Source organism: Flavobacterium kingsejongi (assembly GCF_003076475.1).
GTDB classification, from domain to species: domain Bacteria; phylum Bacteroidota; class Bacteroidia; order Flavobacteriales; family Flavobacteriaceae; genus Flavobacterium; species Flavobacterium kingsejongi.
Genome location: NZ_CP020919.1, coordinates 1,808,398 through 1,833,128 on the forward strand (window position 1 = coordinate 1,808,398; position 24,731 = coordinate 1,833,128).

General features: G+C 40.5%; 18 protein-coding genes and 1 riboswitch. Of the genes, 16 read left to right on the forward strand and 2 right to left on the reverse strand.

Translation table 11 applies throughout. The features are described 5' to 3' along the window. Nucleotides 1–35 precede the first annotated feature (35 nt). A complete protein-coding gene (locus FK004_RS07815) occupies nt 36–875 on the forward strand; it encodes a GLPGLI family protein (RefSeq protein WP_108736761.1) in 840 nt (279 codons plus the stop codon). A 209-nt stretch (nt 876–1,084) separates the two neighbouring features. Then, complete coding sequence (locus FK004_RS07820; RefSeq protein WP_108736762.1) at nt 1,085–3,775, forward strand: carboxypeptidase-like regulatory domain-containing protein; 2,691 nt, start codon at nt 1,085–1,087, stop codon at nt 3,773–3,775. Between the two features lie 74 nt (nt 3,776–3,849). Here the strand turns inward: FK004_RS07820 and metK are convergent, their stop codons facing one another. After that, the gene (metK, locus tag FK004_RS07825) at nt 3,850–5,100 is read right to left on the reverse strand and encodes a methionine adenosyltransferase (RefSeq protein ID WP_108738784.1); all 1,251 of its coding nucleotides are present in this window, start codon (nt 5,098–5,100) and stop codon (nt 3,850–3,852) included. Between the two features lie 700 nt (nt 5,101–5,800). Between metK and FK004_RS07830 the strand changes: the two genes are divergently transcribed. The 6 genes from FK004_RS07830 to FK004_RS07855 all read left to right on the forward strand — a co-directional run bounded on the left by FK004_RS07830 (nt 5,801) and on the right by FK004_RS07855 (nt 13,854). After that, the gene (locus FK004_RS07830) at nt 5,801–6,253 is read left to right on the forward strand and encodes an OsmC family protein (protein ID WP_108736763.1); all 453 of its coding nucleotides are present in this window, start codon (nt 5,801–5,803) and stop codon (nt 6,251–6,253) included. Between the two features lie 176 nt (nt 6,254–6,429). After that, nucleotides 6,430–6,963, forward strand: coding sequence for a hypothetical protein (locus tag FK004_RS07835; protein WP_108736764.1), 534 nt, complete (start codon nt 6,430–6,432; stop codon nt 6,961–6,963). 139 nt (nt 6,964–7,102) lie between these two features. Further along, a riboswitch (SAM riboswitch) is annotated at nt 7,103–7,207 on the forward strand. Nucleotides 7,208–7,437: 230 nt separating this feature from the next. Continuing rightward, entirely contained in the window at nt 7,438–8,436 is a 999-nt protein-coding gene (locus FK004_RS07840; protein WP_108736765.1) for a homocysteine S-methyltransferase family protein, read from the forward strand. Between the two features lie 51 nt (nt 8,437–8,487). Then, nucleotides 8,488–11,574 (forward strand): vitamin B12 dependent-methionine synthase activation domain-containing protein, encoded by a 3,087-nt coding sequence (locus tag FK004_RS07845; protein ID WP_108736766.1) that lies wholly within the window; start codon nt 8,488–8,490, stop codon nt 11,572–11,574. 45 nt (nt 11,575–11,619) lie between these two features. Next, nucleotides 11,620–12,576, forward strand: a complete 957-nt coding sequence (gene metF, locus FK004_RS07850) for a methylenetetrahydrofolate reductase [NAD(P)H] (RefSeq protein ID WP_108736767.1) — start codon at nt 11,620–11,622, stop codon at nt 12,574–12,576. A 183-nt stretch (nt 12,577–12,759) separates the two neighbouring features. Further along, entirely contained in the window at nt 12,760–13,854 is a 1,095-nt protein-coding gene (locus FK004_RS07855; protein WP_108736768.1) for an acyloxyacyl hydrolase, read from the forward strand. 12 nt (nt 13,855–13,866) lie between these two features. On the opposite strand, the gene gldA is transcribed toward FK004_RS07855, so the two are convergent. Beyond that, complete coding sequence (gene gldA / locus FK004_RS07860; protein WP_108736769.1) at nt 13,867–14,763, reverse strand: gliding motility-associated ABC transporter ATP-binding subunit GldA; 897 nt, start codon at nt 14,761–14,763, stop codon at nt 13,867–13,869. A 365-nt stretch (nt 14,764–15,128) separates the two neighbouring features. Here gldA and FK004_RS07865 point away from each other — a divergent pair, with 365 nt between their 5' ends. The 8 genes from FK004_RS07865 (at nt 15,129) to FK004_RS07900 (ending at nt 24,729) form a co-directional block, all read left to right on the forward strand. Beyond that, entirely contained in the window at nt 15,129–15,983 is an 855-nt protein-coding gene (locus FK004_RS07865; RefSeq protein WP_108738785.1) for a prephenate dehydratase, read from the forward strand. 11 nt (nt 15,984–15,994) lie between these two features. Continuing rightward, nucleotides 15,995–17,203: a pyridoxal phosphate-dependent aminotransferase gene (locus tag FK004_RS07870; RefSeq protein WP_108736770.1), complete on the forward strand. Its 1,209-nt coding sequence runs from the start codon at nt 15,995–15,997 to the stop codon at nt 17,201–17,203. 11 nt (nt 17,204–17,214) lie between these two features. Beyond that, nucleotides 17,215–18,072 carry a prephenate dehydrogenase gene (locus FK004_RS07875; protein WP_108736771.1) on the forward strand — a complete coding sequence of 286 codons (858 nt, stop codon included), beginning with the start codon at nt 17,215–17,217 and terminating at the stop codon, nt 18,070–18,072. Between the two features lie 81 nt (nt 18,073–18,153). Then, a complete protein-coding gene (locus FK004_RS07880; RefSeq protein WP_108736772.1) occupies nt 18,154–19,236 on the forward strand; it encodes a bifunctional 3-deoxy-7-phosphoheptulonate synthase/chorismate mutase type II in 1,083 nt (360 codons plus the stop codon). Nucleotides 19,237–19,360: 124 nt separating this feature from the next. Further along, nucleotides 19,361–20,338 (forward strand): ribosome small subunit-dependent GTPase A, encoded by a 978-nt coding sequence (gene rsgA, locus FK004_RS07885; RefSeq protein ID WP_108736773.1) that lies wholly within the window; start codon nt 19,361–19,363, stop codon nt 20,336–20,338. Nucleotides 20,339–20,363: 25 nt separating this feature from the next. Next, nucleotides 20,364–20,816 (forward strand): D-aminoacyl-tRNA deacylase, encoded by a 453-nt coding sequence (gene dtd / locus FK004_RS07890; RefSeq protein ID WP_108736774.1) that lies wholly within the window; start codon nt 20,364–20,366, stop codon nt 20,814–20,816. 54 nt (nt 20,817–20,870) lie between these two features. Beyond that, nucleotides 20,871–22,778: a DUF3857 domain-containing protein gene (locus FK004_RS07895; protein ID WP_108736775.1), complete on the forward strand. Its 1,908-nt coding sequence runs from the start codon at nt 20,871–20,873 to the stop codon at nt 22,776–22,778. 10 nt (nt 22,779–22,788) lie between these two features. Continuing rightward, the gene (locus FK004_RS07900; RefSeq protein WP_108736776.1) at nt 22,789–24,729 is read left to right on the forward strand and encodes a DUF3857 domain-containing protein; all 1,941 of its coding nucleotides are present in this window, start codon (nt 22,789–22,791) and stop codon (nt 24,727–24,729) included. Nucleotides 24,730–24,731: the final 2 nt, after the last annotated feature.

Below are 24,731 nucleotides of genomic sequence, written 5' to 3' on the forward strand. Positions count from 1 at the left end.
GTTTACTTTACAACCAAATCATAAAAACACAAACCATGACTAAAGCCATTACATTACTGACATGCTTCCTAATGATCAGTACGATAACTATAGTGAAAGCCCAGAACTTCCAGGGACAGGCAACCTATGAAACGAAAAGAGCAGTCTCTGATATACAATTTCAGGGAGGAGGAATGACGCCGGCAATGCAGGATCAGTTTCGGGAAAAATTAAAAAAAAGCATGGAAAAAACATTTATCCTGACATTTGATAAAACAACATCACTTTATGAACAGCCCCAGGTGCTTAGCGCCCCAGTGTCCGGACTGACTACAGTTGTAGCCTCCAATGCTACGGGCGATGAAAAACAATATAAAAATATAAAAGACCAAAAGGTAATGATTGAAAAAGATTTTTTCGGGAAAGAATTTCTGATCGTCGATTCATTACCACACTGGGACTGGAAATTAACAAACGAAACTAAACAAATAGGCGGATATACAGTATACAAAGCCACTGCCCTGATTGTAGTGACCGAAAAGGAAAAAGCGGCCTATGGGAAAAGACAGCTGGAACAAAGCAATAAAGGAACACAAATGATGCAGGAACCGGAGCCACAGGATAAATTGGTCACCGTTTGGTATACTCCGGATATTCCAGTGAGCCAGGGACCGGAAGAATATTGGGGATTACCAGGATTAATACTGGAAGTAAATGACGGAAACAACATGATCCTATGTTCAAAAATTGTACTAAATCCGAAAGAGAAGACCACGATTAAAATGCCTAAAAAAGGAAAAGTAGTCTCTAAAAAAGAATATACTGAAATTATTGAAAAGCAAATGGAAAAAATGAAAGATGGGAAAGGCAATATCAGGATCGAAATGAATAAATAATTTATATATTTACGACTCCTCACAAATTTTAACGCTATTGGTTTTCGTTTACTCTTTCCAGTGTAGTCCTCTTTTTCAGATGATGCCGAAAGGTGCCCTGTCTTTGATGCGATTGGAATGGAGCAGTTTCCGAAATCCGAATACATCATCAATCAAAATCAACGAAGTAACCAATCGCGATAGCGAAACGCTTCTATAATAATTGCATAATGAATAAAGTCTTGTTTTTTTTATTTTTACTGTTGACCGGGTGGTCACAGGCCCAAAATGTAAAGTTTGAAGGTGCTGTGGTAGATTCTCTGGCACATGGGCTGGAAATGGCAAATGTTATGGCAATCAATAAAAACACCAATGTCATGGATGCTTATGCTATTACCAATGACAAAGGCAGGTTCCAGCTCTCGTTAAAGCCCAATTCCAATTATACGATTAAAGTGAGTTACCTCGGTTATAAGCCTAAAGATCTCAGCATCGTTACTACTATGGAAAGTATGGTCCAGACGATTGTCATGCAATCCGGCGGAATAGAATTGGATGGGGTGGAAATTGTGCGGGAAATGCCAGTTACCATAAAAGGGGATACGATAATTTACAATGCCGACTCTTTTACCACAGGAGCGGAAAGGAAATTAGGCGATATCCTGAAAAAGCTTCCCGGTGTGGAGGTAAATGCTGATGGTGAAGTGGAAGTGGAAGGTAAAAAAGTAACCAAACTAACGGTAGAAGGAAAGGATTTCTTTGATGGAGATACCAAACTGGGCGTACAGAATATTCCTGCTGATGCCGTGGATAAAGTGCAGGTGCTCCGCAACTATAACGAAGTCTCCGCATTGAAAAAACTGGAGAATAATGAAGAAAATGTAGCGCTTAATATCAAGCTTAAAGAGGGCAAAAAGAATTTCTGGTTTGGTGATATGACAGCGGGCGTCAGTATTGGTGAAGGAGAGCGATATATTGTCAATCCCAAGCTATTTTTTTACAGCCCGAAATACAGCATCAACCTGATGACTAATTTCAATAATAATGGAGAAGTGCCTTTTACAGCACAGGATTATTTCAAGTTTAGTGGCGGGTTCCGGAATATGATGCGAAAAGGGGGGACAAACTTTAATGTATCGTCCAATGACCTTGGGATCTCCCTGTTGCGGAACAATCGCGCCAAGGAAATCGAAACCCAGTTTGGAGCGGCTAATTTTTCCTATAATGTGAATAAAGCGTGGAGCCTGAGTGGCTTTGGAATTCTGTCATCCACACAAACGGATTTGGAAACCCAGACGAAAACCCAGGTATTCCGGAATAATTCATCGGAAATCCTGACTACGGAAAATCGTACTGATATGACACACCAAAAAAGTAATTTGGGATTGCTGAAACTGAGTTCCAGTTACAAACCAAATGATAAACTACAGTTTGATTATGACGTTTTCCTGAAAACATCCTCACAGGTAGAAGATAATAACCTGTTGTCCGACTTGCAGGGTAGTATATTGGCCAATAAAAAGCAGGATCCGGTATCCGTAAATCAAAATCTGAATTTGTATTATACCAAAAGTGATAAGAGTGTATATGCTTTTGAAATGCAGCATCTTTACCAACAGGAAGATCCTTTTTATAATGCAAATCTTTCAGAAAATCCCTTTGCTGCACTGAACCTGGTCGATCAAAGCCGCTTTAATATCAATCAGGAGCGATTTGTAAGGACAAACAAGCTGGATGCTAAATTCGATTATTATTACATGCTTACGCCAAAGAGCAATATCAATGTAACAGTCGGGAATACCTATTCCTATCAAAATTTTAATTCCAGTATTTACCAGATCTTAGACAATTCTGATCGAAATAACCTGGACGGGGCCGATAAAAAAAATGATGTGAATTATACTTTTAATGACGTTTTTGTGGCGCTGCATTATAAATTTATTACCGGAAAATTCACCTTCAACCCCGGAGTGAGTTTCCATGCCTACAGTATGAATAATGAGCAGTTAGGGTCAGCATATAAAAATAATTTTTACCGTGCATTGCCAGATGTGTATGCATTGTATCAGATCAAAAAATCGGAAACGCTGACGTACAATTATACCATGACCACTGATTTTACCGATATCAACCAATTGGCGCAAGGGTATACTTTTACCAATTACAATAGCCTCTACCGCGGAAACAGGATGCTGGAAAATGCGCTTTCGCAGAATCATGCCCTTCGGTATTTTAAGTACAACATGTTTAATTTTACAAATGTGTTCGCCTATGTGAATTACAACCGCAGGATGGATGCCGTAAAGACCAAAGCCGCTTTTGACGGTATTAATCAGTCCTCTGTGCCTTATAATTCTAATTTTGCAGACGAAACCCTGACCGGGGCAGGAAGTTATGGGCGTTCTTTTGGTTCCTACAAAGCTTCCGTGAGTGCCAATATCGCCTGGTCGAAATTTAATAACATCAGGGTTGATCCGGTGACTGCAGTTGAAACACTCAATACTACTGAATCTTTTACACAGTCGTATACTGCAAAAGTAGCCACAAACTATAAAACCCTGCCGAATCTGGAAATTGGCTATAACCTGACCATGAACGATTATAATAATACCACCTTTTACACCCAAAAACCTTTTGCCCGGATGGATTATTATTTCCTGGATAGTTTTACGTTTACGGCGGAATACGATTATTACCACTATACCAACAATCTGAAAACGGTAGATAATGAGTATGATTTCCTTAATGCGAACCTGATGTATCAGAAAAAGAACAGCAAATGGGAATACCGGGTAACGGTGACCAATTTGCTCAATACAAAATCGCTGAATGATGATAGTTTCTCCCAGTTCTCTACACGGACGTCACAATATATCGTACAGCCGAGATACCTGATGTTCTCACTCAAATACAATCTTTAAAAGCTGTTGCGCTTTTAGCAAAAAAAAAAAATGCTGTCCGTTAGGACAGCATTTTTTAGTATAATGAAATTGAATTATAGTCCAAAAGCGGTTTTAACCTGCTCTACGAAATCAAGTTTCTCCCAGGTAAATAATTCTACAGTAACTGTTTTTTCTTCACCGTTTGGTGTACGGAATGTTTTAGTTACCGTTTCAGGTTTGCGTCCCATGTGGCCATAAGCGGCAGTTTCGCTATAAATTGGATTTCTTAGTTTTAGGCGTTGCTCGATAAAATAAGGGCGCATGTCAAAAAGAGCCTCTACTTTTTTAGCAATTTCACCATCCGTAAGATTTACTTTGGCAGTGCCATAAGAGTTGATGTAAATCCCCATTGGTTTTGCCACACCGATCGCGTAAGATACCTGTACCAGAATTTCTTCTGCTACACCTGCAGCCACAAGGTTTTTAGCAATATGACGTGTCGCATAAGCAGCACTACGGTCTACTTTACTCGGGTCTTTACCAGAGAAAGCACCACCACCATGAGCGCCTTTTCCACCATAGGTATCTACAATGATTTTTCTGCCTGTAAGTCCTGTATCGCCATGAGGGCCTCCAATTACGAATTTTCCGGTTGGATTGATATGGTACTGGATAGCATCATTAAAAAGGTGTGCATATTGTGGATTCTTAGCAATAATCCTTGGGATAAGGATATCCAGGATGTCCTGCTTGATTTTAGCAAGCATAACCGTTTCCTCGTCAAAATCATCATGTTGTGTGGAAATAACGATCGCATCAATGCGTACAGGCTTGTTGTTATCGTCATATTCCAGTGTAACCTGGGATTTTGCATCCGGGCGCAGGTAGGTGATCTCACTATTCTCGCGGCGTAATGCAGCCAGTTCCTGTAATAATTTATGGGAAAGGTTAAGCGCAAGAGGCATATAATCCTCTGTCTCATTGGTTGCATAGCCAAACATCATTCCCTGGTCGCCGGCACCCTGCTCTTCTTTGCTGGTACGGTCTACACCCTGGTTGATATCTTGTGATTGCTCATGAATAGCCGATAATACACCACATGATTTCGCTTCAAACATATACTCACTTTTGGTATAGCCGATTTTTTCAATCACGTTACGTGCAATCTGCTGTACGTCAAGGTATGTTTTTGATTTTACTTCACCAGCAAGGATAACCTGCCCGGTCGTTACTAAAGTTTCGCATGCTACTTTCGAATCCGGGTCAAAGGCTAAAAAGTTATCTATTAAAGCATCTGATATCTGGTCTGCAATTTTATCGGGATGCCCTTCACTTACGGATTCTGACGTAAATAAATATGCCATAATTTCTATTAAAGTTAAACGAGAAAAAAGTAAAGGATAGCAACGTACTAAAGAAGAAAAGTCTGCTTTAGCATTTTTTAATGAGGTTGCAATCAGTTCAAATTTTTCCTCTGGATTTTGAAGTGCAAATGTATGAAAGCTTTTTGAAATGAAAATAAATCTTAACTTTTTTTTCCATTTAATATGCAAAAAGGGCCATTTCAAAAAAATATAAATACGTAGTATTTAAATATATATACTAAAAGGTTGAAATGTTAAAGTTTAGATTTGAGCATTGTAATTCCAAAAATAGTTCTGAAGTTTGCAGTATCAAAATGAAATAAAAATGAAAATTACTATTTGCAATATGTGTCGTACGATGTGGAATCTTTCCGCAGGGGACTCTTTTGCATAATTTTAATTTTTTAAAATATAGCATTCAGCCTCTGCCATTCGCAGAGGCTTTTTTTTTATATAAAATTCAATAACGGGAGCAAGCCAATTTTGGCAGCACTAAAAAGAAATAAAAATGACAGCAGGAACAACAATTTGTATGAATATGATTTGCCGCATTATGATGTGCTGCTATCGCTGTTGCCATTGCCAAATGAAATGACTTAATCTTAGTTTTTATATCTAGTGAAGAGTCCTTTTGGCAGCCAGGCCAAAAGGGCTTTTTTATTTTCAGTAACAAACCATCAACTTCAATATACCTAAAATCATGAGTACAACTTCCATAAACGTTCTGGGATATGCCAGAAGCAAAGAACAATTTGTAGTAAAAACCCAAAATGCCGATGTGAGGATAGGGACTAATTCCCGTTATCCCGAACTCAGTGGCGCGAGCCCCTATGAATATATACTCGCCGGATTCGCCGGATGTATCAATGAGATCGGAAAAGTAGTTGCCGCAGAGCTGAATTTCGAATTAAAATCCCTGCAGGTAGAAATTTCGGGAGATTTGGATTTCCAAAAGTTTGAAGGTATCGCTACTGGGGAACGTGCGGGATTCAGCCGTATTGAAATCGTGCTGAAGCCAACAACGGAAGCCACCCTGGAAGAACTGCAACAATGGTTGAAAATAGTACAGTTCAGAAGTCCCGTATATGATAATCTGATCAACAGCACTCCGGTAGAGCTGGTTTTATATAAAGAATATTCCCATGTTGCGTAAAAGCAATACTGGAATCAAACGGTGTTATTTGTTTTTTTGTTATTTGTGAAGAGCACAATTTTGTTTAGGTTGTTGTGCTTGTAAAAAGGCTGTCTTTGAAATGTCAGTCAAAGACAGTTCTTTTTTAGGCACCGTATCAATTAATCAACCTGAACCCAACAATTAAAAATAAAAATATGTCAGTTCAAAAAATAAACATAGTCGTTTTTGGCCTTGGAACCATCGGGAGTACCCTGATCAACAGTGCCATAAAAGAACAGAAAGTACTACTCGAAAAAGAAGGACTGGACCTGAGTTTTCCAGTTATTACCAATTCAACAGTAGCCTTTTTTGAGAAAGAGTCCCTTAAAAACTCATGGGAAGCCAATTTTACGCAGTTCCCGATCCCATTCCAGTTTGAAGCTGTTGTAGCCTATCTGAAAGCCCAGCATTTGGAAAACCTGATTGCGATAGATGCTACCGGTAGTGATACGTTGGTCCGCGATTACGATACACTGATCCGTAATGATTTTGATATTATCTCGATAAATAATACGCTCTCCAGAGTGCATCCGGCTTTTAATACTGAAATCAATGGACTGCTGAGAAAATTCGGGAAGCAGTTTTTCTACCTGCATCCTGATGGGAAAAATAGTATGGAAACAGCAAAAGCACTGCTGCAGAAAATTATTGTGATAGCCAGGCAAAAGCAATTGGAAATAGCAGTATAACTTTTTCCTGTTGGTCCTGGGGGTATAGTAAAAATATCAGGGACGTAATGCCTAAAGGCCACACACAGCATTAATTTGGGCAAAGTGTTGTAAATTCCAAACATATTGCATTACTTTGCAGTGTTCATAAACATATTGACAGTTATCACGAAAGGCAGAGGGATTAGACCCGGTGAAGCCTTAGCAACCCTTTAATCTTTTAAAGAAGGTGCTACATTCTACCAAGAAATTGGATAGATAACATACAGAAATACTTTCCGGTATTCTCCGCTTTTCCTGATTACATACACATATTATTTTTTTCGAAACCAATAGTTCCGGCTTTTGCCATGCTGTTTTTGCCATACCTATTTGGATTTTCCAATAGGGAAGCTCACTAGGGTGCTGGCGCAAATGAAAAAGACATTGAACTTTTTAAGGACGTAGCTCCGGATTAAAATCCGAGAGTAACGAACCCATCAATAAATAAAAAGTATGTCAAGAATAAACGAAGCAATAAAAGAAAGAATCCTGGTCCTTGACGGTGCCATGGGAACAATGCTACAGCGGTATAATTTCTCTGAAGCCGATTTTCGTGGGGAACGTTTTAAGGATTTTCCACATCCGCTCAAGGGCAATAATGACCTGTTATCCCTAACCCAGCCACAGGCAATACGCGACGTCCACCGCCAATATTTTGAAGCGGGTGCCGACATTGTGGAGACCAATACTTTTTCAGGAACCACTATTGGGATGGCCGATTACCATCTGGAGGAACTGGTCTATGAACTTAATTATGAATCGGCGCGTATTGCCCGTGAAGTGGCAGATGAGTTTACGGCAAAGAACCCGGCAAAACCCCGATTTGTAGCCGGATCTATAGGGCCAACCAACCGGATGGCCAGCATGTCGCCTGATGTGAACGACCCGGGATATCGCGCAGTTACCTTTGATGACCTGAGAATTGCCTACAAGCAACAAACGGAAGCCCTTATTGATGGAGGTTCTGATTTGCTATTGGTAGAAACCATATTCGATACACTCAATGCCAAAGCGGCTTTGTTTGCCATCGAAGAAGTGAAAGAAGAGCGCAATATTGAAATTCCAATCATGGTTTCCGGCACCATTACCGATGCTTCCGGGAGAACACTTTCCGGGCAAACCGTAGAAGCTTTCCTGATTTCCATATCTCATATCCCCTTATTAAGTGTGGGGTTTAATTGTGCTTTGGGAGCCGATCAATTGAAGCCGTACCTGCAGCGATTATCCCACAATACCAGCTTTAATATTTCAGCCCATCCAAATGCCGGATTACCAAATGCTTTTGGGCAATACGACCAGACTCCTGAAGAAATGCAGGTCCTGATCCGGGAATACCTGGAAGACAACCTGATTAATATAATAGGAGGATGCTGTGGAACAAATCCGGAACATATCCGCCTTATTGCGGAAGTAGCCAGCGCTTATCCACCGCGTACTGTAGTTGCCCAATAATACGCATCAATACAATGTGCCGTACAGCACGATCATAAAAGAAACAAGAAAATGGCAGATGTTGACTGTAAAAGATATTTAAAATTATCAGGGCTGGAGCCCTTAATCATAACACCCGAAAGTGTTTTCGTGAATGTAGGGGAACGTACCAACGTGACCGGCTCCCGGAAATTCTTACGGTTAATCAAAGAAGAAAAATACGAAGAAGCACTGGATATTGCCAGGACTCAGGTAGAAGGCGGTGCCCAGATCATCGATATTAATATGGATGAGGGAATGCTGGATGGTGTTCATGCCATGACGACCTTCCTGAACCTGATCGCTTCCGAACCCGATATATCCCGCGTTCCGGTGATGATTGACAGTTCCAAATGGGAGATCATCGAAGCCGGATTAAAAATCGCACAGGGTAAAAGTGTAGTGAATTCCATCAGCCTGAAAGAAGGCGAAGAAAATTTTATCCGTCAGGCGAAACTCATCAAGAAATATGGTGCTGCGGTTATTGTCATGGCATTTGATGAAACTGGGCAGGCAGACAACTATGAGCGCCGTATTGAAATTTGTAAGCGCTCCTATGATGTGCTTACGCAAAAGGTAGGATTCCATGCTGAAGACATTATTTTTGATCCGAATATCTTCCCGGTTGCCACAGGAATGGAAGAGCACCGCCAGAATGCTGTTGATTTTTTCCGGGCAACCAAATGGATCAAAGAAAATCTTCCGTATGCCAGTATTAGTGGTGGGGTGAGTAATGTATCCTTCTCTTTTCGTGGAAATGACCGTGTTCGGGAAGCAATGCATTCTGTTTTCCTGTATTATGCTGTGCAGAATGGAATGACAATGGGGATTGTAAACCCTGAAATGCTGGAAATTTACGATCAAATCCCTAAAGACCTGCTGGAACATGTCGAAGATGTACTGTTAGACCGAAGGGATGATGCTACAGAACGACTGCTGGCCTTTGCCGAAAATGTAAAAGGCGGTACTAAAGTTACCGAAAAGCAGGCGCAGGAATGGCGTTCATTTCCGGTACAGGAAAAGCTAACCTACGCGTTGGTAAAAGGGATTGACGAATTTATAGAAACCGATGTTGAAGAAGCACGGCAACTGGCTTCAAAGCCTATAGAGGTTATCGAAATTAACCTGATGGCGGGAATGAACGTTGTCGGGGATTTATTTGGAAGTGGGAAGATGTTCCTGCCGCAGGTGGTGAAATCGGCACGGGTGATGAAAAAAGCCGTTGCCTATTTGTTGCCTTTTATAGAAGCTGAAAAACGCCCTCCAATACCTGAAGGCGGTGTGAAAACACCGGAATACTGGAAAAATAAAAACCCCGAGGCTTATGTGGCACTGGAGGACTACATCCAAACCCATAAAAATATCGGTACTCCCGGCGAAGAGGTTCTGGAAACCGCTTTGGCAGGTGGATTAGGTGGGTTTCAATTCACCCGGAATTATACTATAGGCGACTACTGCGCCGATTTTGTCTGTGTTCCCGAAAACCTGATTATCGAAATTGAAGATGCAGTGAACCAATTGCCTTCCACAACAACGACTCCAGAAGAACGTGGGCAGTTTTACCGTGCAGAAGGCTATCGTGTGCTTCGATTTACCACTTTGGAACTTACGGACTTCACCCAAAAAGCACTGGATCGGATCCTGGCTGTATTGCTGGCGCCGCCTTCGGGTGCGGGTGGTGCAGGCCGGGTATTGATGGCCACGGTGAAAGGAGATGTGCATGATATTGGGAAGAATATTGTTTCCGTTGTTTTAGGGTGTAACAACTATGAAATTATCGATTTGGGCGTCATGGTACCGCCGGAAAAAATTATAGAAAGTGCCATTCGGGAAAATGTCGATATCATTGGGCTCAGCGGATTGATTACGCCTTCACTGGATGAAATGGTGTACCTGGCCAAGCAAATGGACAAACTAAATATTAAAATCCCGATTATGATTGGTGGAGCAACCACCTCGCGTGCGCATACCGCTGTGAAAATAGCCCCGGAATACCGGGAAACAGTAGTACATGTCAATGATGCGTCAAGAGCGGTGACGGTAGCGGGTAACCTGGTGAATAAACTAACAAACCAGGCCTATTTTAAGAGCCTGCGATCTGAATATGATGAATTGCGGGAAGGCTACCTGAACCGAAGCCGCGACAAAAACTTCCTGAGCCTGGAAGAAGCCCGAAAAAATAAACTACAACTCGACTGGGAAGCTTTTACTCCAGTACAACCCCGAAATACGGGTGCACAAACGATTGAAGTAGGCTTGGAGGAACTGGTTGATTATATCGACTGGACTCCTTTTTTCAGGACCTGGGACCTGCACGGGAAATATCCGGCACTATTAACCGATGAGGTTGTTGGCGAACAGGCACAGTTATTATTTGCCGATGCCCAGAAAATGCTGGAACAGCTTATTGCAGAAAAATGGCTGCAGGCCAAAGGAATTTACGGTATTTTTCCAGCCAATCAGGTGAATGATGATGATATCGAACTCTACGATGATGAAGGGAAACTATTGCAGACTTTCCTGACATTGCGGCAGCAATCCCAAAAAACGAAAACGGCTCCTAATATTGCATTAGCGGATTTTATAGCACCTGTAGAAAGTGGTAAAAAAGATTATATGGGGGCATTCTGTGTAACGACTGGTTTTGGAGTGGATGAAAAAGCTGCAGCATTTGAAGCCCAGCATGACGATTACAATTCGATTATGGTCAAAGCGCTGGGGGATCGTTTTGCAGAAGCTTTTGCCGAATTCCTGCACCGGAAAGTGCGAATGGAAATTTGGGGTTATGCTTCCGATGAGGTATTGTCCAACGAAGACCTGATCAAAGAAACCTATAAAGGGATTCGTCCGGCACCGGGATATCCGGCTTGTCCCGATCACCTGGAAAAACCAACCATCTGGAAATTACTCCGGGTCGAAGAAGAGATTGGTGTTACCCTGACGGAAAGTATGGCCATGTGGCCGGCATCTTCGGTTTCGGGATATTATTTTGGAAATCCCGAGAGCAAGTATTTTGGACTGGGAAAAATCAAGAAAGACCAGGTGGAAGATTATGCCAAACGCCGGAATGTTTCCTATGACTATGCCGAAAAATGGCTGAATCCCAATATTGCAGATTAAAAAATAAGGATAGCAGAATCCTGAAGAATAATACCTAAAACAGACATGAAAGTAACCGAACATATAGAAAACGCCAACGGAAAACCTTTATTTTCCTTTGAAATATTACCCCCGCTAAAAGGGCAGAACATCCAGTCTATTTTTGATAGCATCGATCCACTAATGGAATTCCAGCCTCCTTTTATCGATGTGACCTACCATAGGGAAGAATATGAATACAAAGAATTACCCAGTGGACTGCTGGAAAAGAAAATTGTAAAAAAACGTCCCGGTACGGTGGGTATTTGTTCTGCAATCCAGAATAAATACCAGGTAGACGCCATCCCACACATCCTTTGTGGCGGATTTACCAAAGAGGATACCGAGAATTTCCTGATTGACCTGGACTTTTTAGGAATCCAGAATGTGGTTGCCCTACGGGGTGATGCTGTAAAAAATGAAACCTATTTCAAACCTGAAAAAGAAGGCAATCATTATGCTTCTGAACTGGTTTCCCAGATCACCAGTCTGAATCAGGGAATTTATCTTGATGACGAGCTGCAAAATTCCTCTGCAACCAATTTTTGTATCGGTGTGGCCGGGTATCCTGAAAAACACATGGAAGCGCCCAGCCTGGATAGCGATATTTATTTCCTGAAGCAGAAAATAAAAAATGGAGCCTCCTACATTATTACGCAGATGTTTTTTGACAATAAAAAGTTTTTTGATTTTGTAGCCAAATGCAGGAAAGAGGGCATTACGGTACCGATAATCCCGGGATTGAAGCCCATAGCGACCAAAAAACAACTGAATTTAGTGCCACACCGGTTTAAAGTCGATATCCCGGATGAATTGATTATGGCAGTAGTTCGCGCGGCAGATAGTGAAGCCGTAAAACAAATCGGGATAGAGTGGTGTATCCAACAGAGTAAAGAATTACTGCAGGCTGGTATTCCGGTGCTGCATTATTATTCTATGGGCAAAGCAGAGAATATCAAAGCAATTGCCAAGGCAGTTTTTTAATCGGGGTTGTATGCAATGCCTGTACCATTTTATGTAGCCCTGATAGAACCGGTATCCTTTCCTCTTGTCCTTTACAAGGGGAAAGATATAGGGGATAGCAGGAACCGGCCTTTCAAATAATAACGGGACATTTGCTCCTCCAATAAAATATCCTTTATATTTGCTTTTCATTAAAAAGGAACAATGCATCGAATCGTTTACCTGTTTTTTATTTTTACTCTGACTACGTTTGCACAAGAATCACCCAGGTACCAGTATAGCGTTGATGCCAATTATTATTATGGGAATATACTGAAACACAGCGACGCCATAGCCCCACTGATCAAAGGGCATCCCGATGGATTTCTGCTGAGTGTCAACCGGAAAACATTTGGGCATAAAGCCTGGGAATCCCGTTATAATTATCCTGATTATGGAATCTCATTGCATTATGAGGACATGAAAAATGAGGTGCTTGGCAAAAATTACGGTGCTTACCTGCACTATAACTTCTATTTTTTCCAGCGCAACCTGATGCTCCGCGTAGGACAGGGTGTTGCTTACACTACCAATCCTTATGATGCGGTAAGCAATCCTGAAAATGTAGCGTATGGGACACATTGGATGCCTACCACCTATTTTTTACTCAACTTCAAGAAAGAAAATCTATGGAAGGGCTTTGGTGTTCAGGCCGGAGTTTCTTTTTTCCACCATTCAAATGCCAATCTTCGTTCGCCCAACACCAGTACCAATACAATTGCATTCAACGTGGGGGCGACTTATACCATCAATACCGACGAAACGCCAGAATACATTAAAAATACGGATACCGTACGATTTACACAGCCGTTAAAGTACAACCTGGTTTTCAGGTCAGGCGTGAATGAAAGTGATCTTATTGGGGCGGGACAGCTTCCTTTTTATGTCTACTCGGGATTTGTGGATAAACGGATCAACCGGAAGAGTGCGCTACAAATAGGGGCAGATTATTTCGTGATGAAATACCTGCAGGATACCGTTAACCGTATCGTAGCGGACAACCCAAACGGGAAAGTGAAATCCGATACTGATTATAAGAAAATTGGTGTGTTTATAGGGCATGAATTGTTCATTAACCACCTTTCCGTAGAAACCCAGATTGGGTGTTATGCCTATCGTCCTTTGGACTACCTCGACCCTATTTACCAACGTATAGGTGCCAAATACTATTTTGGCGAAACCATTTTTGCCGAAGTCTCCCTAAAAACGCATGCTGCCAAAGCCGAAGCGATAGAGTTCAGCCTCGGGATCCGATTGTAAGGTGCTAAAAACTTATTTTTTAGTCATTTCCCGGAAAATAGCTTCCAGATTTTTGTTTTTCTGATTGAGTTGTAACGTCTTGAGTCCATTATCATGGGCAAAATCAAATACAGCGGGACGCATGTCTTTATCGGAAGTAAAAGTCAGCTCCCAGATCATGTCGTGGGTGTTGACAAAAGCAGTCAGGTGCGGAATGGTGGCGATCAGCTGCTCTTCGACTTTGTAGTCAAATTCCACTTCAATAACCTGCTCTTTATCCTGTAGTAATGTATTCATTTTTTTGTCGGTCACAATCCTGCCTTTGTCGATGATAATGACACGGTCGCAAATTGCCTCCACTTCCTGCATGATGTGTGTGGAAAGAAATACAGTTTTGTCTTTTCCTACATTTTTAATCAACTGGCGTATTTCAACCAATTGGTTCGGATCCAGTCCTGTAGTCGGTTCATCCAGAATGAGTACATCGGGATTGTGCAGTAATGCATTCGCCAATCCTACTCGCTGCCGGTATCCTTTGGACAGTTGGGCAATCTTTTTATGTGCTTCAGGAGTCAGGCCGGTGAGTGTGATGACTTCATCGATCCGGGATTTGTTCACCTTATACACATCCGCATTAAAAGCCAGGTATTCGCGAACATATAAGTCCAGGTACAGTGGATTGTGTTCCGGGAGATAGCCTACCGATTGTTGTACCGCTTTTGGGTTAAGATGGACATCATGACCATTGACAGCCGCTTCCCCTGCATCGGCATCGATATAAGTGGTCAGAATTTTCATTAGCGTAGACTTTCCGGCACCATTTGGCCCCAGGAAACCGACAATCTCTCCTTTATTGATGGAGAAAGAAACAGCATCAAGTGCTTTTTGGGTGCCGTAGCTTTTGGAAATATTCTGAACAAGTATAGACATAGCTGCAATTTTGAACAAATGTACTAAAAAATCATTTTTGTTTCGACGGAATATTTCACGAAGCAAGACTTGGGTTTGTCAGTAAAATACTATTGGAATCACACAGTAGAACGTTTAATATAACGTGATAGTGTTAAATTTAACAAAAAAAGATCCTGCATTTTGGTGTTGATTTGAAAAAACAATTACTTTAGCAAAAAATTACAAGCGCATACCATGCAAAATAACAGTTTTTATTATAGCAATTCATTTTATTTCTTCTGGAAAGAGGATAGGGATTGTCGTATTGTTATTTAAATGAATTTAATTTACAGAACCAATATATAATCCCGATGCAAATCGGGATTTTTTTTTGCCTAAAAGTTATGGAAACAAAAATTGCTATTCAGGGAATACAGGGATCTTTTCACCATCAGGTGGCGATGGAATACTATCATCCGGAGGTGGTGGTGGAAGAATGTCTTTCGTTCAATGCCTTGGTTGTTAATTTATTAAATGGGGATTCCGCACAGGCGGTTATGGCAATTGAAAATTCGATTGCCGGATCCATTATTCCCAATTATGCATTGATAGACCGGAATAACCTGCACATCATAGGCGAACATTACATCACGGTACACCAAAATCTAATGGCCCTGAAAGGACAACGAATTGAGGAAATCAAAGAAGTGCATTCGCACCCGATGGCTTTATTGCAATGTGGGGATTTCTTTTCAAAACACCCACACATCAAGTTGGTTGAAGATGTGGACACTGCCGAAACGGCCAGGAGAATCCAGTCCGGACAGCTGAAAGGGATAGGCGCTATCGCCAGTAAAACGGCGGCCCAATTGTACCAACTGGAAATAGTGGCACCGGAAATCCAAACGATCAAAAATAACATGACGCGTTTTGTTATTGTAAAAAAGGAGAATTCGGTTATTCCGGAGGAATTGATCAATAAGGCTTCTTTGAAGTTTGAACTGGATCATAAGCGCGGTAGCCTGGCAGCAGTATTGAATGTCATGAGCGATTGCAAACTGAACCTTACCAAAATCCAGTCGCTGCCCAAAATTGAAACTCCCTGGAAATATTCATTTTTTGTGGATGTTACTTTTGAACGATATCAGGATTATAGCAAGGCATTGCAACTTTTAGGGATTATGGCATCGCACTTAAAAGTGCTGGGAGCCTATCAGAATCAAAACACGTCAGAAAAGAACACAGCATATTCATTGTAAAAATTAGAAAAATGTCAGCAACAAAAACAGTAACTGAAATACAAAATAAAACTACTATTCCAAACGGGCAATTGTTGGCGAACCGCCTTCAAACGGTAGAAGAGTATTATTTTTCTAAAAAATTACGTGAAGTACGACAATTGATTGCCGAGGGGAAGCCGGTAATTAATATGGGAATTGGAAGTCCCGACATGGCACCGTCTGCAGCGGTTATTGAAGCCATGCAAAAGTCCTTAGGGGATCAGAAAGCACATGAATATCAAAGTTACCAAGGGCTGCCTGAATTTCGTAAAGCAATTGCCGGGTTTTATGAGACACATTTTGGTGTTACTGTGAATCCGGATAATGAAATCCTGCCACTAATGGGATCCAAAGAAGGAATTATGCACATATCATTGGCTTTCCTCAATGAAGGTGATCAGGTGCTGATTCCGAATCCGGGATATCCTACTTACACTTCGGTAACGAAACTGGTAGGAGCCGAGCCTATTTTTCATGAGCTGGATGAAAGTCGCAACTGGGAACCTGATTTCGAAGCATTGGAACAACAGGATTTATCCTGCGTAAAACTGATGTGGGTGAGCTATCCACACATGCCGACCGGGGCCCCGGGAAGTATGGAGCTGTTTGATCGCCTGGTTGCTTTTGCTAAAAAGCACACCATCCTGCTCATTAATGATAACCCGTACAGCTTTATACTGAACGATCATCCGATTAGCCTGTTGCAGGCAGAAGGTGCATCCGACGTAGCGATTGAGCTGAATTCGCTCAGCAAAACCTTCAATATGGCCGGCTGGCGGGTAGGGATGGTGCTTGGGCAGTCCCGGTTCATGGATGCTATATTAAAGGTAAAAAGTAATATGGACAGTGGGATGTTTTACGGAATCCAGAAAGGAGCCATTGCCGCTTTAAAAAGCGAAAAATCATGGTTTGAAGAACTGAATGCTATTTATGCCTGTCGCAGGAACCGCATCTATGAACTGGCCGAATTATTGGGATGTACGTACGATCGGGAAAGTACTGGTTTGTTTGTCTGGGCAAAGCTACCGGAAGGAACACTAAAATCGGAAGATTTTATTGATAAAGTATTGGCAGAGCAGCATATCTTTATTACACCGGGAACTATTTTCGGGAGCCGTGGAGAAGGCTATATCCGTTTTTCATTATGCCTGGAAGAGGACGTAATACAGGAAGCGATTAGTCGATTTAATCCGTTTTAAGAAGAAAAGAGATGAAAGTAGTAATAATAGGAATAGGACTGATTGGAGGTTCTATAGCTTTAGATATCAAAAGGCTGCATCCCAATGCGGAAATTGCCGGGATTGATAACCGCGAAGAGCATCTGGATCGCGCATTGGAGCTGGGATTGATCGATTGCAAAACAACAGTAGAAACCCTGAATGAAGCAGATTGGGTTATTGTATCCGTTCCGGTGAATACCGCAGTTAAGTTATTACCGGAAGTATTGGATAGGATTGGCGACCAAACGATAGTAATGGACGTAGGATCGACAAAAAATCCCATTTGTGAAGCGGTACAAAATCATCCGAAAAGGCGTAATTTTATCGCAATGCATCCTATTGCAGGAACAGAATTTTCGGGACCACAGGCAGCAGTACCGGGTCTCTTTCAGGACAAAACGAATATTATCTGTGAGGTAGAAAAAACCGCTTTCCTATTGCAGGAAAAAGCGTTATCACTGCTGGTATCTATGGGAATGCGCATTCGGTATATGGAACCAAAATCCCACGACCGGCATATTGCGTATGTATCCCATTTATCGCACATCAGTGCCTTTATGCTGGGAAAAACAGTTATTGAAAAAGAAAAAAATGAACGCGATATTTTTGATATGGCCGGAAGTGGATTTGAAAGTACCGTGAGGCTGGCCAAAAGCTCACCCGCCATGTGGACTCCGATATTCCAGCAGAATAAAACACAGGTAGTGGAGACACTGGAGGAATATATTGCTAACCTTGTCCATTTTAAAGAATTGCTTCAGAATGACGATTATGAGGCGATTTTTAATGAGATGGAAAGCGTTAACAAAATCCGGGAAATATTAAACGGGATTGGCATAAAAAAATAAATGCTGGAAAGCATAAGAAAATAATAAAAATCAGCGGAGCATATAAAAAAGAAATAAGCTCCTTATAAAAAGAATACAAAAATGGAAAATACAAAAGCACTCAGAACCTGGTTAGACGATTTCAAATTAGAGCACCCTTTGGTCATTGCAGGTCCCTGCAGTGCAGAAACGGAAGAGCAGGTGCTGGCCATTGCACATGAATTAAAAGATTCCGATGTAAGTATATATAGAGCCGGAATCTGGAAACCAAGGACACGTCCGGGAGGATTTGAAGGTGTAGGCACTATCGGATTGAAATGGTTGCAAAAGGCAAAAGCCGAAACCGGATTATTAATGGCTACTGAAGTTGCCAATGCAGCCCACGTAAAATTAGCGTTGGAACATGATATTGATGTATTGTGGATCGGAGCCCGTACTACGGTAAATCCATTTGCAGTACAGGAAATTGCAGATGCACTGGCAGGAACGGATAAAATTGTATTGGTAAAAAATCCGGTAAATCCAGACCTGGCTTTATGGCTTGGAGGCGTAGAGCGTTTGTACAATGCTAATATTAAAAAATTAGGAGTGATCCACAGAGGATTCTCTACCTATGAGAAAACAAAATACCGAAATATACCAGAATGGCAGCTGGCGATTGAATTGCAGAATAAATTTCCAGATTTGCCACTGATTTGTGATCCATCACACATCACTGGAAAACGCGACATGATCCAGGAAGTTTCACAGCAGGCTTTAGACCTCAATTACGACGGGCTGATCATCGAGACCCATACTGATCCGGACAATGCCTGGAGTGATGCCGCACAACAAGTAACTCCAACGGTTCTAAAGCAGATTTTCAAAAGTCTGAGAGTGCGTAAAGAAACAGATCAGGCCCATGATTACAATCAGAAAATGGCCAGTTTACGGGTGAATATTGATGAAATTGATACGAAGTTACTCGAGACATTAGGGAAAAGAATGAAAATTTCCGATCAGATCGGGGAATTGAAAAAAGAGAAAAACGTTGCTGTATTGCAGAACAAACGCTGGAATGAGATATTGGGTAAAATGATCCTGGAAGGGGAGCAGAAAGGATTGAGTGAGGAGTTCATATTGCGGATCTTCAAAGCCATTCACCAGGAGAGTATCAGCCACCAGGAAAAAGTGATTAATAATTAAGGAATAATTTTTTGAATGTTGGATGGCTATGCAATCGGTGCATCACATTTTTTGTCGGTTTTTATCGGCAAACAATCAGAACGCATAGCTGTCGAACAATCGAAAAAAATAATACCTTTGCAGGATGACAGGAACAGTTTATAAATCTACAGGAAGTTGGTATACCGTAAAAGCTACGGATGGCACTTTTATGGAGTGTCGGATGAAAGGGAAATTTCGATTAAAAGGAATTAAGAGTACGAACCCCATTGCTGTAGGTGATATTATTGACTATGAATTGGAAGAGACGTCCGATACGGTTACCGGATTGATTACCAAAATACACAACCGTAAGAATTATATTGTTCGAAAGTCGGTTAACCTGTCCAAACAACTGCATATTATTGCCTCCAATATTGATCGTGTTTTTCTACTGGTGACAATTAACAATCCTCCAACGACCACAAGTTTTATCGATCGTTTTTTGGTAACTGCCGAAGCTTATGGGATTGAGGCCATTATTGTTTTCAATAAAATTGATACCCTGACTGAAGCCACATTGGACGAACAGCTTTATTTGCAGCATATTTATACCGAAATAGGCTATCAGTGCCTTAGGGTTTCTTCGACAGAAGGAAAAGGGATTGAGAAGCTCAAAGAAATGATGATTGGAAAAGTAAGTATGTTCTCAGGGCATTCCGGAGTAGGGAAATCAACTTTGGTCAATGCAATGGAGCCGACATTACACTTAAAAACTACCGTTATTTCAGAACAAAGCAAGCAAGGGCAACATACAACTACATTTGCTGAAATGTATGATCTTTCGTTTGATGCCCAGATTATCGATACCCCAGGAATCAAGGGATTTGGTATTGTGGATATGGAAAAATCAGAAATCAGCGGTTATTTTCCAGAGTTCTTCAAATTACAGGATAAATGCAAATTCAACAATTGCCTCCACAAAGAAGAGCCCCAGTGTGCGGTCAAGGAAGCATTGGAAAATGATGAAATTGCCTGGTCACGTTATAGAAGTTACCTCCAGATTCTTGAAGGAGACGATGAACATTACCGTACAGACGTCTATGGCGACGCAAGGGAAGCCAGCGATGAAACTCGAAAATAATTTATAAACCCCCAATTTTTATATAATGAAAGCTGTAATTCAACGAGTTACCCAGGCTTCCGTGACTATAAGCGGAGTAAAAATTAGTGAGATCCAATCCGGATTATTACTGCTGATTGGTATAGAAGATGCTGATAATCAGGAGGACATTCAATGGCTATCATCAAAGATTGTTAATCTTAGGATTTTCGGTGATGAAAATGGCGTGATGAACCGATCGGTAAAAGAATGCGATGGTGATATTATCATTGTAAGTCAGTTTACATTGCATGCAGCAACCAAAAAGGGCAACCGCCCTTCCTACCTAAAGGCATCCAAGCCAGAAATTGCCATCCCGTTATACCAGAATTTTGTGCATCAAGTGGAAAAGGATCTTGGTAAGCAAGTACAAACCGGGGAATTTGGTGCCGATATGAAAGTTGCACTCTTAAATGATGGTCCGGTAACAATTGTTATCGATACTAAAAACAAAACGTAATATTTGATATAAAATTAAAATTATTCTTCTATTTTTGGCAAAAATTAACAATTAATGAAAAATATTTTACTTTTTATGTTTTTGGGTAGCTGGACGCTGTCAGTCAGTGCGCAAAACACAGATTATACGGTTAGTGCTATTGCTCCCGTTCTGAAGGAAAATGCCAATGCCGTAATACGATTGAATCAGAAGGTTGTTGTCATTTCTTCCCGAAAATCACTCAATACAAAAAATAAAAAAGTCATCACCGTATTAAATGATAATGGACTCAGCCATTTAGGAGCCTACGAATATTTTGATAAATCAACACGGGTAAAATCAATAGAGGCCGTAGTGCTAAACGCGGCAGGAAAAGAAATAAAAAAGATACGAAGCAAAGACTTTAAAGAAAGTGCGCTCTCTGATGGAGCTACTATTACTGATAATAGAATTATTGCACTGGACTATACTCCTACAGAATATCCTTTTACAATCGTATACGAAAGTGAAACCGAAAGCTCGAACACAGCTTTCATTCCAAGTTGGTATCCGATTAACGCATCATTTATGAGTGTTGAAAACGCGAGTATAAGCATTACCACTGCAGCAGCGTTAGGGTTTAAATATAAAGAGGTAAATATTGCGGGAAATGAGGGAATTATAAAAGAAGAAAAAAACAATACCCTTACCTATAAAGCCCAAAATTTACAGGCAGTTAAATCAGAAGAATATGCTCCTTCATTTCAGAATATCCTTCCGCATGTTATGTTTGGCCTGGATAATTTTAATCTCGAAGGCGTGGAAGGTGTGGCTACAAACTGGAAAGAATTTGGATCCTGGATGTATTCCAATTTATTAGAGGGGACAGACGAGATTCCGGCAGCTACCCAAACGAAAATAAAGGCTTTGGTTGGAGACGAAAAGGATCCGGTAAAGATTGCTAAAATTATTTACGGATATGTGCAAAATAAGACCCGCTATGTGAGCATTCAATTGGGAATCGGAGGTTGGAAACCGATGTTGGCTAAAGATGTGGATCGTTTAGGGTATGGGGATTGTAAAGCATTATCCAATTATACACGCGCTTTATTAAAAGTGGTAAATGTGCCTTCTTATTATACGGTAATTTACGGCGACACACAAAGACAGGATTTACAGCAGGATTTTGTCTCCATGCAGGGGAATCATGTGATTCTGGCGCTCCCAGTAGGCGATAAAATGTACTGGCTTGAGTGTACAAGTCAGGTATCTCCTTTTGGATTTCAGGGAGATTTTACAGACAATCGCCTTGCTTTGATCGTAAAGCCTGAGGGTGGAGAAATTATTAGAACCCGGGAATATACTATGGGGGATAATACCCAGATTTCCAAAGGAACATATCAGATTGATGAAAAGGGTGGAATTACAGGGACTTTACAAATAAAGTCCAAAGGGACACAGTACGATAATAAATACGGATATAGCGGAAAATCCAATGAGGATCTGAATAAGTTTTATAAAAGGTATTTCGGAAATATCAATAACCTGAAATTGAAAAAAATCAATCTTTCCAATAATAAAGAAGAGATAGAGTTTTTGGAAGAACTCACACTGGAAGCCACAGAGTATGGAAATATAGCAGGAGGTAAATTAATGTTTGCATTGAACGCTTTTAATCAGGTAAATGGTGTACCACAACGGTATAGAAACCGGAATCATCCATTTGAAATATCCAGAGGTTTTTCTGATTATGATGAGGTAGTTATCGATTTGCCTAAAGGCTATAGTATCGAAGCCAAACCGGAAAATTTTGAATTAAAAGATGCTTTTGGGGAATATAAGACCGAGTATATAGTGATCAATGAGAACCAATTATTATACAAACGATTTTTCCAAACGAATGGGGGTTCCTATCAAAAGGATCAATATGAAAACTTCAGGAAATTCCGTGATCAGGTTGCCCGAAATGATAACGCCAAAATTGTATTAGCCAAAATCCAATAATCTCTTACTTATGAAACACATTTACCTTATTATCGGCCTTTTTTTAGTAGGATTGAATCTCACAGCTCAAAAATTTGACTTGGGGAAAGTAACTACTGAAGAAGTCAGTGAAAAAGTTCATCCTAAAGATACCGCTGCAGTAGCAGCCTATCTCTTTAAAGATGGCAGAACCTATTTTGAATGGGATGGAGAGGGCCATCAGATCCTGGTAACGGAAGTAAAATCCAAGATTAAAATATATAAAAAAGAAGGCTACCATTGGGCTAATCATTCCATAGCATATTATGTAGGGGGCAGCAATAAGGAAAAAGTATCATTTTCAGATGTCGCAGTATATAACCTGGAAAATGGGAAAGTAGTAAAATCTAAGATGAAGAGTGATGGTGAATTTATGGAAGAAGTGAATCCAAAATGGAAAGTCCGTAAAATAACACTACCCAATGTGCGTGAAGGATCTGTCGTGGAATATAGCTATGTCATCCGATCTCCTTTTATTGTCGCTTTTCCAATCTGGGAGTTTCAATATAAAATCCCGGTAAATTTAGTCAATTACAATGTAAACTTGCCCTCAATATACATTTACAACAGTAGTATAAGAGGCGGATTGGCACCTAAAATAACAAAATCAAATGGTATCGGAACGTCAAAGACTGTAGAGAGTAAAACAAATTATCTGTTGGAGAATGTGCCGGCACTTAAAGATGAACGGTATGTGAATAATATCCGGAATTATACCTCTCTAATCCAGCATGAATTGGCATCAGCCAAAAGTGCAAACGGTACGATAACGAATTATGCTCAAAGTTGGGATGATGTAGTAAAAAACATCTATGATGATACCGATTTTGGACAGGAACTGAATTACAAATCGTATTTTGAAGAAGATATTAATGCCATAATTGCCAAAGCAGGATCTAAAGATGAAAAAATAAATCTGATTTTTGACTATGTCAAAAACAGGATGAACTGGAATGAAATTAATAGTTATAGTTGTGAAAAAGGAGTAAAGAAAGCGTATAAGGACAAGGTAGGTAATGCTGCTGAGATCAATCTGATGCTAACGGCCATGCTACGTTATGCAGGTATTGGGGCAAATCCAATTATATTAAGTACCCGTTCCAATGGAATTGCTTTTTTTCCAAGCCGTACCGCTTTCAACTATGTAATCTGTGGTGTAGAAATTGATAATGGTATCATATTCCTGGATGCTACCAGTAAAAATACACAACCTAATATCTTGCCATCAAGAGCATTGAACTGGTTCGGCAGAATTATACGGGAAAATAAATCTTCTGCGGAAGTAAGTCTTGATCCAAAATTGGTTTCTAAAGAAACAGTAAGTATCATTGCAACAATGGATGATACCGGGAAGATTACCGGTAAAGCCAGAGATCAGTATTCAGAATACAATGCCTATAATTTTAGGGAAAACTTTGCAGGACTTTCAAAAGATTCTTATGTTGAAAAACTGGAGAAAAAATATTCCGGAATTGAAATCGACGATTATACTACAACCAATGAGAAAGACCTAACACTACCCGTTATAGAAAACTTTAGTTTTGGACATAGTGGATTGGTAGAGCATATTGGAAATAAAATATACTTTTCACCGTTATTGCACTACACGATCAGACAAAATCCTTTTACTCAGGAAACACGTGAATACCCAGTGGATTTTAGGTATCCGTATCAGGATCGTTATCTGATCAATATTACAATTCCAAAAGGCTATGAAGTAGAATCACTGCCTGCTCCAATTTCGTTAACAATGGAAGAGAATATCGGTAATTTTAAATATAATATTATAAGTTCCGGAGAGCAGATTCAATTAAAAGTAAGTTTCGATATGAATTATTCGAATGTGTCTCCGGAATATTACGAGACACTTAAGAATTTCTACAAAGGCATGATTGAGAAACAAAATGAAAAAGTAGTCCTAAAAAAAGTATAAAG

Bases quoted from the DNA above. Each gene is read 5' to 3' on its own strand.
- FK004_RS07815 (WP_108736761.1), top strand. From the start codon at position 36: ATGACTAAAGCCATTACATTACTGACATGCTTCCTAATGATCAGTACG.
- FK004_RS07820 (WP_108736762.1), top strand. From the start codon at position 1,085: ATGAATAAAGTCTTGTTTTTTTTATTTTTACTGTTGACCGGGTGGTCA.
- metK (WP_108738784.1), bottom strand. From the start codon at position 5,100: ATGGCATATTTATTTACGTCAGAATCCGTAAGTGAAGGGCATCCCGAT.
- FK004_RS07830 (WP_108736763.1), top strand. From the start codon at position 5,801: ATGAGTACAACTTCCATAAACGTTCTGGGATATGCCAGAAGCAAAGAA.
- FK004_RS07835 (WP_108736764.1), top strand. From the start codon at position 6,430: ATGTCAGTTCAAAAAATAAACATAGTCGTTTTTGGCCTTGGAACCATC.
- FK004_RS07840 (WP_108736765.1), top strand. From the start codon at position 7,438: ATGTCAAGAATAAACGAAGCAATAAAAGAAAGAATCCTGGTCCTTGAC.
- FK004_RS07845 (WP_108736766.1), top strand. From the start codon at position 8,488: ATGGCAGATGTTGACTGTAAAAGATATTTAAAATTATCAGGGCTGGAG.
- metF (WP_108736767.1), top strand. From the start codon at position 11,620: ATGAAAGTAACCGAACATATAGAAAACGCCAACGGAAAACCTTTATTT.
- FK004_RS07855 (WP_108736768.1), top strand. From the start codon at position 12,760: ATGCATCGAATCGTTTACCTGTTTTTTATTTTTACTCTGACTACGTTT.
- gldA (WP_108736769.1), bottom strand. From the start codon at position 14,763: ATGTCTATACTTGTTCAGAATATTTCCAAAAGCTACGGCACCCAAAAA.
- FK004_RS07865 (WP_108738785.1), top strand. From the start codon at position 15,129: ATGGAAACAAAAATTGCTATTCAGGGAATACAGGGATCTTTTCACCAT.
- FK004_RS07870 (WP_108736770.1), top strand. From the start codon at position 15,995: ATGTCAGCAACAAAAACAGTAACTGAAATACAAAATAAAACTACTATT.
- FK004_RS07875 (WP_108736771.1), top strand. From the start codon at position 17,215: ATGAAAGTAGTAATAATAGGAATAGGACTGATTGGAGGTTCTATAGCT.
- FK004_RS07880 (WP_108736772.1), top strand. From the start codon at position 18,154: ATGGAAAATACAAAAGCACTCAGAACCTGGTTAGACGATTTCAAATTA.
- rsgA (WP_108736773.1), top strand. From the start codon at position 19,361: ATGACAGGAACAGTTTATAAATCTACAGGAAGTTGGTATACCGTAAAA.
- dtd (WP_108736774.1), top strand. From the start codon at position 20,364: ATGAAAGCTGTAATTCAACGAGTTACCCAGGCTTCCGTGACTATAAGC.
- FK004_RS07895 (WP_108736775.1), top strand. From the start codon at position 20,871: ATGAAAAATATTTTACTTTTTATGTTTTTGGGTAGCTGGACGCTGTCA.
- FK004_RS07900 (WP_108736776.1), top strand. From the start codon at position 22,789: ATGAAACACATTTACCTTATTATCGGCCTTTTTTTAGTAGGATTGAAT.